General features: G+C 39.0%; 10 protein-coding genes and 1 pseudogene. 1 reads left to right on the top strand and 10 read right to left on the bottom strand.

What is annotated here, in order from left to right; genetic code table 11:
• Positions 1-7: 7 nt before the first annotated feature.
• Complete coding sequence (locus F903_RS10425) at positions 8-1,075, bottom strand: HlyD family secretion protein (RefSeq protein ID WP_005196874.1); 1,068 nt, start codon at positions 1,073-1,075, stop codon at positions 8-10.
• A gap of 677 nt (positions 1,076-1,752) precedes the next feature.
• On the opposite strand from F903_RS10425, the gene F903_RS10420 reads away from it, so the two are divergent.
• On the top strand, positions 1,753-2,628 hold the full coding sequence (locus tag F903_RS10420; protein ID WP_004671216.1) for a bile acid:sodium symporter family protein: 876 nt from the start codon (positions 1,753-1,755) through the stop codon (positions 2,626-2,628).
• A gap of 121 nt (positions 2,629-2,749) precedes the next feature.
• On the opposite strand, the gene hchA is transcribed toward F903_RS10420, so the two are convergent.
• From hchA to F903_RS10375, 9 genes and pseudogenes are all read right to left on the bottom strand, one after another.
• Entirely contained in the window at positions 2,750-3,625 is an 876-nt protein-coding gene (gene hchA / locus F903_RS10415; protein ID WP_005196873.1) for a glyoxalase III HchA, read from the bottom strand.
• Between the two features lie 97 nt (positions 3,626-3,722).
• On the bottom strand, positions 3,723-4,736 hold the full coding sequence (locus F903_RS10410) for an NAD(P)H-quinone oxidoreductase (protein ID WP_005196872.1): 1,014 nt from the start codon (positions 4,734-4,736) through the stop codon (positions 3,723-3,725).
• Between the two features lie 7 nt (positions 4,737-4,743).
• The gene (locus tag F903_RS10405) at positions 4,744-5,613 is read right to left on the bottom strand and encodes an AraC family transcriptional regulator (RefSeq protein WP_005196871.1); all 870 of its coding nucleotides are present in this window, start codon (positions 5,611-5,613) and stop codon (positions 4,744-4,746) included.
• Positions 5,614-6,457: 844 nt separating this feature from the next.
• Entirely contained in the window at positions 6,458-7,153 is a 696-nt protein-coding gene (locus F903_RS10400) for a GntR family transcriptional regulator (RefSeq protein ID WP_005196870.1), read from the bottom strand.
• 11 nt (positions 7,154-7,164) lie between these two features.
• Positions 7,165-10,770 carry an urea carboxylase gene (uca, locus tag F903_RS10395; protein WP_005196869.1) on the bottom strand — a complete coding sequence of 1,202 codons (3,606 nt, stop codon included), beginning with the start codon at positions 10,768-10,770 and terminating at the stop codon, positions 7,165-7,167.
• A gap of 14 nt (positions 10,771-10,784) precedes the next feature.
• On the bottom strand, positions 10,785-12,611 hold the full coding sequence (gene atzF / locus F903_RS10390; RefSeq protein ID WP_005196867.1) for an allophanate hydrolase: 1,827 nt from the start codon (positions 12,609-12,611) through the stop codon (positions 10,785-10,787).
• Positions 12,612-13,080: 469 nt separating this feature from the next.
• The gene (locus F903_RS10385) at positions 13,081-13,434 is read right to left on the bottom strand and encodes a hypothetical protein (protein WP_005196865.1); all 354 of its coding nucleotides are present in this window, start codon (positions 13,432-13,434) and stop codon (positions 13,081-13,083) included.
• A 16-nt stretch (positions 13,435-13,450) separates the two neighbouring features.
• The gene (locus F903_RS10380; protein ID WP_005196863.1) at positions 13,451-14,677 is read right to left on the bottom strand and encodes a hypothetical protein; all 1,227 of its coding nucleotides are present in this window, start codon (positions 14,675-14,677) and stop codon (positions 13,451-13,453) included.
• A 2-nt stretch (positions 14,678-14,679) separates the two neighbouring features.
• Positions 14,680-17,436, bottom strand: a pseudogene (locus tag F903_RS10375) (type VI secretion system Vgr family protein).
• Between the last annotated feature and the right edge of the window lie 88 nt (positions 17,437-17,524).

Raw genomic sequence — 17,524 nt, 5'->3', positions numbered from 1 at the left:
GCGATGATTAAGTTCTTAAATTTACGGTTGCTTTGACCGACATACCGGGTTTGATCAGATCGATATGAGCGTTGCTGTCTATCGCAATACGCACAGGTATCCGCTGAACGACCTTATTAAAATTGCCTGTTGCATTATCTGGTGGCATCAGTGAGAACGTTGCACCTGATGCAGGTGAAAAACTTTCGATTTTTCCGGTATAGGTTAAACTTGGATACGCATCTATTTTTAATTTAACTTCTTGACCAATATGCATTTTTTCTATTTGTGTTTCTTTGAAGTTGGCTTGAACATATAAACTATTTTCTGGAATAATCGCCATTAATCGTGTTTGCGGGCCAACACGAGAACCTTTTTGTATCGCTAAACTCCCCACCTTACCTGAGACAGGGCTAGTCACTTTTGCAGATGCTAAATCAATTTGAAAAAGATCCAAGCTTGCTTTTGCATTTTGAATATCTGCCAAAAGTTGTGCTCGACCTGCTTGTAGGCTTCCGAGCTGCGCTTCTGCTGAATTGACGGTTGCCAATGCTTTGTTTAATTGCGCTTGAGCAGAAAGATATTGGGATTGAATGCTATCAAAGTTTTGACGCGTAATTACGCCATCTTTCAATAAGTCTTGGTAACGGGCGTAATCTTTTTTCAACCGAGATACATCTGCTTGTACCGCAAGCACCCCGCTATTCGCTTCATTAATGGTTGATTTTGCCGATCTTTCATTTTGTTGTTGAACAATAAGCGCAGCTTCTTTTAATGTCACCAAAGATTGGGCTTGGTCATAACGCGCCTGATAATCACGCTGATCTAATATGGCTAGGGTTTCACCTTGTTTAACAAACTGATTGTCATTTATGACTAATTCAACAACCTCACCCGAAATTTTCGGCATGACCCATGTCACATCGGCTTGGATATAAGCATTATCGGTAGATTGATAAAATCGAAAAACAAAGAAGTAGTACATTACCCCAATCAATAAAAATAGCGAAAGTAGTGAAAAAACGATCCAAGTAACTTTTTGCTTTTTTTGGACCTTCGTATCTGTTCCCACCTCTACACGAGCTATGGTATCCATATTTTATTCCACATGTTGTAATATAAATTCTTCTATTTCGATTTATAGATTTCTATAACTTTCACTTATTCAGACCAAATAAATAGTTACAAATATCAAATTGGCGCAAATTATCATGCTCGATGTAATTTAGTGTCATTGACCACAATTAAGATACAGTTGTGCACTTATGCCAATTACTTTTCAAAAAAAATCAGTGAAACAATAATCATTACCATTTGTGCTTTGATCGTAATCCGCCTAACTAAATAGAAATATGTAATTATTTATATTGAACTTTTACTAGATAAGTGAACACTATAAACCTGTCTAAAATCAGTCTAGATTGAACATTTTGCTTCAAGATCAAGACAGAACGGTCATCACCCTCAATCGTCGTAAATATGTAACCAAACATAGAAAATGAATGCTCAGTCTAAAAGTGACATATTAAAATTTTATGAAATTGTCGTAGAGTAGACACATTCCAATGGAGAAATGCACATATTAATAAGTGAAATTATTTAGTAAAAATAACTAAATTCATGGTGCATAAAGTATTGGTTTTTTAAATTTGTTGCTTGTGTCGTACCAGCTTTCCCAAGAGCGATACAAATCGAAGGATTCGATTTCGTACTGGGTACGACCAAACAACATCTTTTCATACAAATAATATCTATTAAAAGGAAAAAATGATTATGGATTCAGGATTGATCACACTTTTTTTACCTATCGCCCTTGCAATCGTCATGGCAGGTTTGGGTTTAGAGTTAACGGTCAAAGATTTCGCCAGAGTAAGTAAACATCCCAAAGTTGTACTGATTGCACTGTTCTGTCAATTGGTCTTATTGGTCGGCATAGCCTTTTTAATCTGTAAAATCTTAGCTTTACCACCATTATTGGCTGTTGGCTTGATGCTCCTTGCGGCCTCACCCGGTGGAACGACCGCAAATTTATTTAGTTATTTATATAAAGGTGATATTGCGTTAAATATTAGCCTAACTGCGATCAATGCTGTACTCGCCGCTGTTTTTTTACCTTTTATCGTCAATTTCTCCATCCTACATTTTATGAATGAGGGTCAACAAGTTGGACTACAGTTTTCTAAAATAATGCAGGTATTTTTAATTATTCTAGTGCCTGTTGGTATTGGGATGCTTGTTCGTCACTATGCGCCGCATTTTGCTGAAAAATTGAATCGTCCTGTACGTATTTTTGCCGTCATTTTCCTCGTGATTATTATTTTAGGTGCAATCATCACAGAACGTGCAAATTTAGTAGAGTACATTGGCCAAATTGGTTTAGCCACTGCTCTATTCTGTGCGATTAGTTTATGCGTTGGTTATTTTGTTCCTCGTCTGCTCGGCATTAGCTCATTTCAAGCGCGTGCTTGTGCTTTTGAGATTGGTATCCATAACAGTACGCTAGCGATGACGATTGCGCTTACCGTGATGGCGAGCACCACCATTGCAATGCCTGCTGCGGTCTATTCTATTTTTATGTATATCTTTGCGACTATTTTTGGGATCTGGGTTACTCGCTTTGGTCCTAAAGATGCGGTCACAACACCCTAATAGATTTATTCTTCAATAAAAAACAGCGTATCACTAGATACGCTGTTTTTTATTGCCTTCTTGAAGTTAGATAAATACTCAACTTGAAGGAGGTTGTATTTCTTTGATGATATATTTCTTTTTAAACAATATTTGTATCTGCTAATAAGGCATTTACTGCAAGCTTACCTAAATTGTTTGAAGCCAAAGGACTATCACCTGTTAATAATTTTCTGTCTTGATGAACTTGACCTGTGATTCCTTTATTTAGGATTTCCACACCGAGTTTCTCTAAACTTTCACCAACCAACCACGGTAGTTGACCCGGCATATAGCCAATATCTATATTTGCACCTGTATCTAAAGCATCTGGAAACACACAGGCTTGATAGCCTTTAAAGAGATAATCGTTTGGATCTTCATCGACTGCCGCTGCAAGTAATGATGCTGGGCCATGACAAAGTGTGATCACATATTTATCGTTTTCAACAGCCCACTTCAACACGGCTTTAACGTCTTTACTATGCGGTATTTTTACCATTGCGCCATGCCCACCAGGAATGAAGACACCAACATAAGGAGAGTCTTTACTAAGTGCTTTATCCAAAATATCGGCTAATTTCAGGGGTGCTTTAAGTTGTTTCTCATACTTCTTATAGGTATCCAAAACAACTTGCTCTTCTTTGGGCATCGCCCACATTTCAAGTTTGACTGGATTGCCTGACAGCGTTGCAACATCAAATGCAAAACCTGCACTGTCTAAATGAAACATCGGTAATAACATTTCAACAGGGTGATTGCCTGTAGAAAAGAATTTCTCATTTTGCATCAAGATATAACGTTCATCCGTTGCGATCATAAGAATCTTTTTATCGCCTTGATACGGATTTGGATAGGTTGTTCCATCATAATCCGTTTTAGCTGCTGTGTACTGACTCAATGAATATGGCGATGGGAAAAAAGCATTATCTTCAGCAACATCAGGCGTTGGGTTACGATCATCAGTATTAGTTGTCATTTTGAGTGTCCTCATAGGATTGTTTTGTTTATACATACTGCTCAAGATTTGGGTCATGCTCAACTGATCTGCATAAACAGGCATGTAATGAATATAATTAGGCAAACTCAGTTTTAACTTCGAGTACAACTTTGCCAATATGTTGACTACTTTCAAGACATTGGTGTGCTGCTGCAACATCTTCAAAAGCAAAAGTTTTATAAATAATCGGTTTACATTGATCTGCTTCAATCAATGGCCATACGTATTGCTCAAGGTCTTCGGTAATTTCTGCTTTTTCTGCGTTGGTTCTCCCTCGCATGGTTGAACCTGTAACAGTCGCACGTTTTAACATCAATTCTTGTATATCAAAGCCATCTACTTTTCTGCCTCCCATAAAGCCAATGATGACCAGTCGACCATCTCGTTTGAGTAAGCGTAAATTTTGATTAAAGTAAGATGCGCCAATAATATCCAAGATCACATCGACACCTTGAGCATTGGTCCGTTCTAAAATTTCTTTTTCGAAATCCTGAGTCTTATAGTTGATAACTTGAGACATCGAAGCTAGTTTTTCAACCTTATCGTCACTGCCAACTGTTGAAAAACTTTGAATTCCCATCGCATGACATAGGCTGATCGCGGTTGAACCAATACCACTTGCGCCACCATGAATTAAGACCGTTTCATGATTCTTTAACTGCCCGATCTGAAATAAATTTGCCCATACAGTAAAGTAAGTTTCAGGAATAGCAGCCGCTTCTATCAAACTGAGATTTTTAGGAATAGCTAAAGTTTGATTCTCTGGCACAGCACAGTATTCAGCATAACCACCACCATTGGTGAGTGCGCAAACTTTATCGCCGATTTTAAATTTTTGTACCTTTGAACCTATTTGTGAAATGATGCCAGCAACTTCTAAACCCGGAATCTGTGTCACGCCTTTCGGCATCGGATAAAGCCCTTGACGTTGCAAAATATCAGGTCGATTAATGCCTGTAGCATAGACTTCAATGAGCACTTCATCTTCTTTAATCTCTGGACGATCGCCTTGCACAACTTTTAAAACTTCTGGACCGCCCGCTTGAGTAATTTCGATATATTTCATTTGTTCTACACTATTTTGATTCATGATTTGTTTATTCCTTATTTAACTCAGTCTGATTAGGAGAAAAACCAAACTGTTTTTTAAATTCTCGACTAAATTGTGAAGAGCTTTGGTAACCAACAGCATAAGCTGCTTGCGCAACGCTTTGGTTTTCGTTTTGCAACAATTGTTTGGCCTTATGCAATCGAACGACTTTGAGGTATTGCAAAGGCGGATGTTGGGTGACTTGTTTGAAGGCTTTATGGAAAGCGGAAGTACTCATATTGGCTTGCTCAGCAAGCATTTCCACTGTTAATTTTTCTGTAAAATGATGTTGAATATATTCACAAATTTTATAAATTGGTCTTAAATTTCCTTGAGCCACTAGCCCTTTTAAAGCATCTGCACCTGAGTGTTGAATCACTCGATATAAGAGTTCTCGTTTTATTTGATCACCTAAAATCAAAATATCTTGCTCAGATGTAAGCGTATTGAGTAGCCTAAATAATACACTTGAGATGTTCTGATCATACTGAATGACGCTCATTCCCGTCGTTAACGGCTTAAACTGATAATTCTCAAAATAGGTCTTTGCCAATAATTCATTGACAGTATCAGCCTCTAATTTCATACCAATCGCAATCATGGGGAATTCAGGACTTGCAATTGTGTCGCAATCAAATGGCATCGATACCGAAACAATCAGGCATTCTCCTTGTTGAAATGAATAGGTTTCTGTTCCGATATAGCCACGTTTTTGACCTTGTAAAACAAAAACTAAAGTCGGTTCTTGCAATACAGCAATCGGCGGTGTGTCATGATCGACTCGCATCAACGTAATGCCATCTATTGCCGTAGTAAAAAAGCCTTCTTTATGAACGATTTTTAGAAATAGTGCCGTGAGTGTTTGATCATTCATCATGTTTCATCTGATGATTGGAAGTTTGATCTTTATTATTAAATAGAAAAGTAATGAAAGATGTTAGTTTTATGCAGGATTAGGCATAGAAAAAAGAGTTTTTTATTACGTCCAGCTTGGATAGATCACTCATAGATGTATAAGAGCAAATTCTAAAAAAACCTTTTTAAATCGTTATCCCTTCCTATACCCATTAAGAGGAATAAAAGTTACTGAGTTGCTTTAATCATAATAAAATACATTAGAAATATAAACTTGGATTATGCCATTACACTTGTATTGTTGAAAAATTCAAATCCGTCCACTATTTTTTTTAAAATAAAAAATTAATGTCAACCACATTACAATTAAATGCGAACTTGAAAAATAATTCCATAGAATATCATCAATAGGAAACTTCCAAGAAATACTCCAAAATATAGCTATAACAAATATCCATATAAATGTGGAAAAAATAAAGCTATTATTTTTATAGTATATTCCCCATTATCTTCATTGTTAAATTTATTTAAAAAACGGAAAACTTTTTTTGAGAAAAAAAGTGCCATAAGGGTTATTGCTACTGCATAAAAACCACCGAATCCTATTAAAAAAACTTATTACTTAACAATATATTACTGCCTATAATTTGAGTTTTTGATGGTCTGCAAAACGACCTAACTCAACAAATTTAAAAACCTATGCTTAATACAGAGACTTTCCTCTTGAATGCAGTAAGCAATGGAGCGATGCTCATTCCAAGTACAATAACAATTGAAGCTTATTGCCAATTTTCGATTGTGTTCCCCACTCGGATTAATTAGATTATATCTTTAACAATTATAGTATTATTGAACTAATTTTTCACTCAGTAGAATTGACTCGAATCTAACATTTGCAAAGTAATTTTTTTCACTTCATCACGACTTTGCATAATATGCGCTTCGATCGCGTGGATTGCTTCATCTACCTTACGATCGAAGATAAAACTGAGTATTTTTTGATGTTCTTGATAAGTTGCTTCTACACGATAATCTTTGGAAAAATCCAAACGACGGATAATACGGATGCGCTCACTCAGATCACGATGAATCCTTGCCATTTCATTATTACCCGATGCACGAACTAAAGCACAATGAAAATCTTCATCTTGTTGTGAGAGTTGTTTGATGTCTTTTAAATATTGATGCGATTCTATCATCCATAAATCTTTTAAAACGGATAACTCAACCGAGTTTTGATGATCCATCTGACAAAGTTTACGAATCGAATCTTTTTCTAACACGATTCGCACATCATAAAGTTCTTCATAATAACGAAAATTGAGCGGTCGGATTTGCCAACCGCTACGAAAACTCACATCGACATAACCCTCTTGTTGCAAACGATACAAGGCTTGTCGGATTGGGGTACGACTCACATCATAAGCTTTTGCAACTTCGGATTCAGTGAAGCGTTCACCCGGCATCAATTTGAAATCAAAGATATCATTCTTGATGCGTTGGTAAACTAGCTCAGACAAGTTGTCTGAGCTCTTTGTTGTTTTTATTTTGGTTTCTTTCATGCAGCCTTGCCTTATTCCATATAGACCAGTGGCTCGCCACTATGTACCGTTTGCCCTGCTCTGCAAATAATGGCTTTCACGATGCCATCTTCTTCTGCATAAACAGGAAGTTCCATTTTCATTGCCTCAATAATAGCAATAGTCTCACCTTTTTTAACCTCCTGACCGCTTTCAACAAAGATTTTCCAGATATTGCCAGTCATCGAGGCGTTGAGGGATGAAAGATGGCTATAGTCTGCACTGTTGCAAAGTTCAATCTGTTCTTCTGGCTGAGCGGCAAACTCTTCTTTCCAACGACTCACTTCAGTGGTAAATGCTTGTTGCTGTTTGGCTTTAAACTCAGCAATACTTTCCGCTTCATTCTCTAAGAATTTTACATAGTCTGCATAATCAAATTCAGTTTCTTCAATCTGAATTTCCGCACGACCATTTTCAAAATCTGCACGCCATAAATTTAGTTCATCCTCAGATACTTCAAAATATTTAATTTGATCGAAGAACTGTAAGAACCATTGCTTATTACCAAATTGTTTATTTTTCTTAAACTTGTTCCAAATCGGTAAAGTACGACCAATAAGCTGATAGCCTCCCGGTGAATCCATACCATAGATACACATGTACATACCGCCAATCCCCACTGTTCCCTCTGCGGTAAAGGTACGTGCAGGATTGTATTTAGAACTGAGTAAGCGATGACGTGGATCGATTGGTACGGCACATGGTGCAGTCAGATAAACATCACCCAAACCAAGAATTAAGTAATTCGCATCGAAAATAATATCTTTGACTTCATTACGATGAGCTAAACCATTGATGCGTTGAATAAAATCAACATTGCTTGGTAGCCAAGGCGCTTTGGCACAAACACTTTCTTGATAACGCTCAACAGCCCCTAAAGTGGCACTGTCTTCAAATGCCATTGGCAAATGTACGATTCGAGATGGAATTTTTAACTGACTCAAATCGCCCATTTCTTCTTCAAGTTTAAGTAATTGAGTAATCAGCTCTGATTGTGGAATTACTAAGCCGTCATATTTAATTTGCAGTGAACGTACACCCGGTGAGAGTTCTAATATGCCATCGATATTTGCTGCACGAATCATTTGAATCAATTGATGCACACGTAAACGTAAAGCCAAATCTAAAACGTTTTCGCCGTATTCTAAGAGAATATAGCTATCACCTGCTTGGCGATAAACTGTTTTTGGTGATAAATCGGTTGGTTCGCGTTGTGCCAAAATTGTTGTTAGCACATCTTGAGTTGGCTCAATCGTCTCCACGACTTTGGTCGCATCGGCAAAGTTTTGGATATTTTCAATTTGCTTGCGTTCTAATTCATTGGCTTGTTCTACCGTGATTGGGTAGAAACGAATTTTATCATCCGCTTTTAACTGTCCAACTTTCCAAAGTTCTGCTTTGGCAATGGTCACAGGGCAAACGAAACCACCTAAGCTTGGACCATCTTTTGCCAAAATAACAGGAAAATCACCAGTAAAGTTGATTGCGCCAATGGCATACTCACAGTCATGCACATTGGATGGATGTAAACCTGCCTCACCACCATTTTCTCGCGCCCAGCTTGGCGTCGGACCTGATAAACGTACACCTAAACGGTTAGAGTTGAAGTGTACTGTCCATTCAGATGCAAAAAACTCCTCCACATATTCAGGCTTGAAGAAGTCAGGTGCGCCATGTGGGCCATATAAAACTGCGATTTCCCATTCATTGCCATATTCAGGAATCAGATCAGCCGATAATGCTTGGGGCACGTCAGTTGCAATTGGAAGTTCTATACTGGCAAATGCTGGATCAACCATTTTAATCATGTCACCGACACGTAAGGTACGACCTGCATGCCCCCCAAAATTACCAAGTGCAAAAGTAGAACGACTGCCCAGATAGACTGGCACATCCAACCCATTTCGTACCGCTAAATAAGTACGACAACCTGTTTCAACTTGACCGATTTTTAGAATTTGCCCTGCTTTAACTTCTACAGGCTTCCAAAAATCAATTTCCTGATCATCTAACAACGCAGTACAGCTTGCTCCCGCCAAAGCAATGGTTGTATCTGCATGAAACTTTAAAGTCGGCCCGACTAAGGTAAACTCAAAACCTGCGGCTTTAACATCATTTCCCACAATACGATTGGCAAGCTGAAAGGCATAATCATCCATTGGACCTGATGGTGGCACACCAATATCCCAATAGCCTATACGTCCCGGATAATCTTGAATTGAACTCAAAGTTCCTGCTTGAACCACTTCAATCACGTTTGGCGTATAGTTGAAGTCATCCAACATACGTGTCCAAATCTGCATGGATTCAAAACGTTCATCAGAAATAATGGCACGCGCATAATCTAAATTGGTGCTGATCCCATTTAAACGAGTTTCAGCTAAGACAGTTTGTAGTTTCTCAATCGCAGCAGCACGATCTTCAGCATGAACAATGATCTTGGCAATCATTGGATCAAAATATTGCGAAATTTCTGTACCTGTTTTAACCCAAGTATCGACACGACTTCCTTCTGGAAAACTCACTTCTGTCAAAACACCCGGACTAGGTTGGAAATTTTTTACAGGGTCTTCGGCATAAACTCGTACTTCAATCGCAGCACCTTTAGGCTGAATATTGCTAAGGTATGCCCAATCAAGTTCATCACCAGCAGCCACTTTGAGCATGCATTCAATTAGATCTAAACCAGTCACCATTTCAGTGACTGGATGTTCAACCTGTAAACGCGTATTTACTTCAAGAAAATAAAACTCATCTCGATTGGCATCGTAAATAAACTCCACTGTTCCTGCACTACGATAATTAACGGATTTACCTAATTCCACCGCAGCCTGATGCAATTTTTTGCGTGTTGCTTCTGGTAGGTTTGCCGCAGGCGTTTCCTCAACCACTTTTTGGTTTCGACGTTGCAAAGAACAATCGCGCTCACCAAAAGCAACCACTTGCCCTTTGCCATCACCAAAGATTTGCACTTCGACATGACGTGCTTTATCAATAAAACACTCAATAAATACGCCAGCATCTTTAAAGAACTGTTCGCCTAAACGTTTGACACTTTCATAGGCATCGGTCAATGCTTGCGGGGTGTCGCAACGGGTCAAGCCAATACCACCACCGCCAGCAGTACTTTTCAGCATAATTGGATAACCAATACGATCAGCAGCAGTCAATGCTTCTTCTAAACTATCCAGTAATCCTGTCCCCGGTGTCATTGGCACATTCGCCTCTGCGGCCAATTCACGGGCACGATGTTTTAAACCAAACTCTAAAATTTGTTCGGCAGTTGGTCCCATAAAGGCAATATTATTTTCTTCGCAGGCACGCGAAAAATCAGCACTTTCTGAGAGGAAACCATAACCCGGAAAAATCGCCTCAGCACCCGTTTGTTTAGCAGCTTGAATTAATTTCTCAATACTTAAATAAGTATCGGCTGGTTTTAAGCCATCCAATGCAATTGCAATATCAGCATCTTCAACATGTTGTGTATAACGATCGCTATCTGAATAAACAGCAACACTAGTCACGCCTAATTTTTTCAGTGTGCGAATCGCTCGAACAGCAATTTCACCACGGTTTGCAATAAGTACAGTTTTAAACATGATGACTCCCCCAATTAATTCGCTGTGTTTGCTACTTGACTGTTACGATGCTGGATATAGGCTCTCCATCCACCAAAATGACTAATATTCTCTGCATCATCTATGCCATAAGGCTCACAGATAAAGCCTTTGACCCAACGACCATCTTCCAATTCGACATTGCCCATGCCCAAAGGTGTTGAGATCTCTGCTACAAACTCGCCAAATCGAGCGGTTGGAACATCCCAAAGTTCAACAATGATGCTTTGACCAACTTGTTGACGAGCTAAGCCTGGTTTTGGCGGAACTGTGCCGTTTAAAGCATAGAGCGCATAATTTTTAGAGGTTTTTGTGGTTTCGATATGCACTGCATCACGTGTGGTCAATTGAAAATTTAATGGCATCCCGGTGAGATGCGCACCGACCACAGCTACACGGATATGATGAGGAGAAACAGGACTTGCAGAACCTACAGGCTGAGTCTTATCTAAAGCACCTAACTTAAGTGACAAGTAGTTTTGCCATGCCTTACCGAAATGAACCAATGCCGCATCGTGCCAAGCAGGTGCGATTAGCGTGATGCCAAACGGTAAATGATCCGCTCTAAAACCTGCTGGTAATGCCAGTGCGCTGAGATCGGCTAAATTGGTAAAGTTGGTATATGTGCCAAAGTGAGCGTTATAGTCAATTGGATGCTGTTGTACTTGCTCAATGGTGTAAATGGTCGGTGCTGTTGGAACGATTAAAGCATCAAACTCAGCGAGTTTTGCTTGAATTTTTCGTGCTAAGTCTTGTTTTAAATATTCGGCATTGTAGGCATCGACAGCAGAATATTTTTCGCCGTTTTTAATAATTTCAAGTACTGTTGGATCAAAATCTTTTGCATTGGTTTTGAGTAAATCCTCGACTGCCGTAGTACGCTCTGCGACCCAAGACCCTTGATAAAGTTGCGCTGCCAGTTTTTCAAAATCTGAAAAATCAATCTTGGTGATTTCAGCATTTAAACTTTCCAGCAATTGTACGGTTTGTTGAAATGCTTTTTCAGCTTGCTGATCACCAAAGAAATTCAGTTGGTTTGGAATTGCAAATTTTAATTTGCTAGAAAAACGTGCAGGCACATTTTTAGGGTGCTTACGTGAATAGCTATCCAGAGCATCGTAGGCTTCGATTTGATGAGCGACTAGATCTGCATCGGCAACCGTTAAAGCAAATATCGAAATACAATCGAGACTTTTACACGCAGGTATTAAGCCACGGTTTGAAAAACGCCCTTTGGTAGGCTTTAAACCGACAATATTATTAAATGCCGCTGGCACACGACCTGAACCCGCCGTATCTGTACCCAATGCAAATGGCACGAACCCACGAGCTACAGCACTTGCTGAACCTGAGCTTGACCCACCACTGACATATTCAGCTTTAAATGTATTTGGTACTGCGCCAAATGGTGAGCGTGTACCTACTAAACCTGTAGCAAATTGATCAAGGTTGGTTTTACCAATCACAATCGCACCAGCTTGTTTTAACAAACGTACTGTTTCTGCATCTTGTTCTGCTATCTCGGTTAGTGCCTTACATGCAGCTGTTGTTGCAAATCCTGCAACATCAATATTGTCTTTAACTGCAAATGGTACGCCGTAAAGTGGAAATTGTTTATGCAGATTCTCAGCATCTTGAGTCGAGTGATTCAATGCTTGGATTTGCTGTTCGATTTGATCTACCGTCGCAATTGAAATCCATGCATTGTCTTGAGGGTCAATTGCTGCAACTAAATCTTTTAAAGTATCGAGCTGAATCTCTTTTTTTAAGTAAGCCGTTTGCCATTCAAAAATTGTCCAGCCTAAAGTTTTAATTTCGTGCACTTTATGAATCCTATCTTGTATACAAGTTTGAATTAATAAAAGCAGAAACCATGCCACAATTATTTTTTAATATAAATCATGTATTTATGGTTGTGTTATTTTTAGGTCTGATAAATATGCTTATTATTGGTGCTGAAATCACTGTTGTTGCACAATTCTAGAGATAATGCTGAGAATGAAATTTTTATCTAGTATGTCCAAATTACTTTCTAGTATTGCCTTAACTGCACTTTGTCGAAGGTGGTTCTTTTATGATGGGAAACCCCATTACGCACCCAAGGATAAATTACTGATCACGGGACTCTATGCAGCCCATGCTTTTACACAAAGTCACGCTCGATAGTTTTAGCTTAAATGCCAAAAATCCTCAAGGACCTGCAACTTAATTTACGTCTAGTTATCTTCATAAAAGTAGGTTGTCACAATGCTATCTATTACAGACCCAAAAAATTTAATCTCTTAAAAGCGTTTACTGAACTGTAAGCGTATATGTTTTATTGATTTCTGCATTACCGCCTGCATAAAAACCAGCCCAAATATGAATTGTAAATGTACCTTTGTACTTGGGATTCCCCTTGACCTCAATAATATTATAACCATCTAGATCATTTACAGGTTGAATAGTTATTCCTAATTCTTTTGGAATATTTGTTTCTAATTTAGCATAGTGATCGATAACTTTACCCCCAGATATTTTTATAGTTTGTTTGTATTCTTGATTGACATGGGCTAAAGGCAAGCTATCGGGAGTAATGGTATATTTCTTACCACAACCTGTGAGTATCAAGAATATCGAAAAAATAATGATCAGCTTAATTTTCATTAAAATCTTTCCTTTTTTATAAGTAAGGCATAAAATATTTTTTTTCAAAATCATACAGAGATATTCCTGAACCGAGTCTCTGGGTGTTTTCTCCCCAAGTAAACATTTTTAGCTTAACTTCGGTTTTATATGGATCTGACGAAATTGTAATAGGTCGTCCCTTTGTATCTCTTAATTTATCTGTCCAGACAATCCAATGATCGGGAAAACTTTGAGTACCGGAACTACTACCACTACTAAGAAGACTTGCCGATATTAAAGTGACTACATAATAATCTTCACCAGCATATTGATTAATTTCATTAATCAAACTGGGATTGTAACCGTTAAGATAAAAGGGATATGTTTTTAACCCCTTAAACCCTGATTTGCTAAACCAATTTTTTAGTTCTGTCCAGAGCGTAATTCCCGCAACTTCTTGAGAAGGATCTTTAAGTGTTAAACTAATATTTTCAGATTCACGTAAACTTGCAAGCATGATCCAGTCAATGGGAGGAATTTTTGGATCACCACTAGTCATGTAAAAATTTTTTACACGCCTACTTCCATTCAATGAAGGTTTAATTTCTAGTTCCCCAATCTTTGTCTGCCCTGTTTCCCAAAGTTGTTTCACAGCTAACTTATATTTGGATTGGCTTAAATTAATTAAACAAAAAAAGTAAGCTGCTGGTCCACATAATGATGTGAAGTCTTGATTTGGAAGAGGTTCATTTAATCTCGATTGTAGTCCAGCCTCAATTTGAGCCTTAGAAAAAGGATCTTTAGATTCTCCTGGTCTACAGCCAGAATCAATACACTGAAAAATTCTATTTCGATTTAAAGCGAGTTCAAAATCATTTTTAGAGATGTCATCTTTGACAATTTTAGTTACAGCCGTTGACTCAACGTACGTTGTTACGGGAATATTTTTGTTCTTTGCATGATCTTGATAAGGGTAAGATTCAATTTTATCTGGAATAATGTAACGACTTATCACTAGGTTTTCTTTCCCTGATGAAGTTAGTCGATATAAATTAAGAATAATAACGCAGTCTCTAAGTCTTTCTAATCCTATTTTTGAACTATCGATTTCGACTGGCTTGGTTTGATAAAGCTGATCACCTATTTTTTTAAATGCATTATCTTTAAAAACAATAGCTGTCTCAGCCTTATTGAGCACTGTATTATATATGTAGATATTATATTTCAACAACTTAGTTGAAACATTGGTTTTTAAAATAATATATGGATAGAATTTTTTCATGGCTAATCTATATCAAGTTCTTCATTATTATACAAGTGGATAGATATATCTTCTGGGCGTACAGTATTAAATAATTGAGTATATCCATTTTCATCAGTCAGACCTTCTAGCTTTTCTCCATTTGGCATAAAAGCAATATATTTATGATGAGCAAATGGAATATCTTCTTTATCTTTCAAAAGATACCGTAAATTGTGGTGATTTTTTTCACCATAAACAGGTAACTGAGGAACACTCAGATTCACACTAGAACCTCCATTAAACAAATGCTGCCCAGCTTTACATTCAAACTTTCCACCTGTGGTTGGGGAAATACCACCACCATTAATTTCGAGTTGCGAACTATCGCCAACCATGACGATTTTCTTTTTCGCAATAAAATGTATTGAACCCTCTGTCGAGATGATTTGTATCCCTGCTTTAGCAAATATATCCAGACCATCACTTTGCGCCTGTATCTCAAACTTGCCTTTTGCTGCAACTTGTTTAATCCCGCTTTGCGCTGAAAATAAACTGATCTTTTGACTGACTTGGGCGATTAGGTTCTTTTGTGTGCTCAGGTTAATACTATCCCCTGCAAATTGGTTCAGTTGTCCATCTGCTGAAAGGTGTATGTCTTCTGGAGTACTCAGTCCAATACCATTCGGTGAGCTAAGTAATAGGATTGCTTCATTGAATTTAGCAATCTTGTCTTGAATTGTCTCGGCGAACGCTTTGAGTTGTTCTAAAGCTTCCAGCTCATCGGTTTGTTGATTCTTTGCCACTTCACTCAAGGCTTTGGCGTTGCTTTGGTTGCCTTCTAGTTATTGTTTGGCTGTTTGCGCTTCGAGATGTTCGCCTTGGGCTTGTCGTTGCGGATGAGTAGTGATCAGTAAGCCTTCGCCTGCTCGAATCGCTCCCCATTGGTCAGTGCGTAGTTCAAAGCCTTCACCTCGGTCTTCGCTTTCTGCTTGCGCTTTAGGATGGCTGAGTTTTCCGAGATTGAGTTGACTTGATGCATGGCTGCTTTGTAGTTGAGCGCTGATCTGTCCTGTGGTGTCGTCAAAGCGCAGTTGGTTATAACCTGAGCCTTGGTATTCTTTGGACTTAATCCCTGCCAGTTTCTTAGTGTCGGGGAGTTGTCCTTGGTCGTCGAATTTAGTCGGGCTACGCTGTGCTTCGTGCAGTCGTCCTGTGACATAAGGGCGGTCGATGTTGCCATCGAAGAAGTCGATGACCACGATCTCACCGATACGTGGCAGAAAGCGTGCGCCGTAGCCTTCGCCTGCCCATGGGGTTAGTACATCCACCCATGCTGAATCGGCATCGTTGTCGTTGCTGCCTGCACCACCATCATGACTGTGGTCGTCATTTCGAGTAAACAGGAAGCGGACTTTGATTCTGCCCCATTCATCGACATGGATTTCTTCACCTGCGGGTCCAACCACTTTAGCGCGTTGTGGGTTGGTTGCTGGGCGGTGTTGTAGTGGTTGGTATTCGGGTACAGTTTTGATGTTACGACGTTGTAGCGTCAGTTGGTTGGCTTGCCGTTCTCCGCTATTGTTTGAATATTGCCATTGGCTTTGTTCAAATAATTGGCTGATTTGATCGTTTAAATCTTTGGGTAGGTTGTTCTGATTAAACCAATCTTTTCTGATGATTAGAAATTCTTGGTCTGATCCACTGTGTTGATCTATTTCTGGGTGTTCGTTCAGTTTAAACCAGTAGCCGACTTGTGTGTCTCGTACTGTAGTATGGGCAATAAACTGTTTGGCTTGGGCATCGTGGTAGTGGCTGAGGTTTTGATTAAGTTTTTCAATTTGGTTGTTGCCTGATGCAGTTGCACCATCTTCACCATTGAGGTCTTGCATCCATGCAGGCGTGATGCACCATGCATCTTCAAGTCCAAGTGATGCGACATCATGTTGTTGGCTATGCCGATGTTTGCTTTGGACGCTGCCTGCACCATCTTCTTGTTCTAAGGCATCGGCTTGCCAGCGTTGGATATGCACGGCCGTTGGTTGTAGAGAGCGTTCAGCAATCAGACTGGTCATACTGTCAAATTGTTCTATGGCACTGCTGCGGTGGTAGCGGATATTTCTTCGATCAAGGGCTTGGTATTGGTTGTTATCATCGATCAAGCGCAGTTTTTGCGCTTGGATCGGACTATTGCTGTTGGCAACGTTGAGTTGGGCTTCATCAATTAACCAGTTAACACCTTCACTACGCAATAAATTCGTTAGAAATTCTGCATCGGTTTGATTGTGTTGCATAGTGAATGGACGAACATCGTAGTCTTGCGTAAGCCCACTGATATCCAAGCTAAGACTGGATGCAAATAAGGGATTTTGTTGTTGCCATTCCTTAAAAACAACTTCCAATACCTCTATAACCGTCTTATTCATAAACACGCGGCTATTACGACGTTTATGCCACAGTGCGGTGGCATCTTGCAGTTTGAGTTTATATAGGGTCAAACTGCCATCAGATTGTCCTTGGACGGCCTCAGTAATAATACCTGTGGTTCTAAAGAGTGTGCCTATATCCGTAACGGTATCGACAGCAACTTGGCAACCAATGAATTGTTTTAATGGAATGGTCGCTTTCGTAGATAAGCATATAAGGTCGGCAGTAATTCCGCCATTCAGACTATGCGTACCTTCAATACGCTGCAAAAATACCTGATTGGCTAAAGCAGGATTCGAAAATTGAATATGAATTGCACGTTTCTGTGCAGTTAAGCCGAGTTGTTCTAATGCAGAAAAAATAGTCTTGAACATTGCTTCTTATTGAGTTTTTTTAAACGTAAAGGCATTTTACAGGAAAAATCGATGATATGTTCAGACAGTTTCGTCTATTTGTGACGAT

It is taken from the genome of Acinetobacter sp. NIPH 298, from assembly GCF_000369505.1.
GTDB lineage: Bacteria > Pseudomonadota > Gammaproteobacteria > Pseudomonadales > Moraxellaceae > Acinetobacter.
The sequence above is the reverse complement of the archived record's forward strand: the minus strand, read 5'-3'. Positions and strand labels throughout refer to the sequence as shown.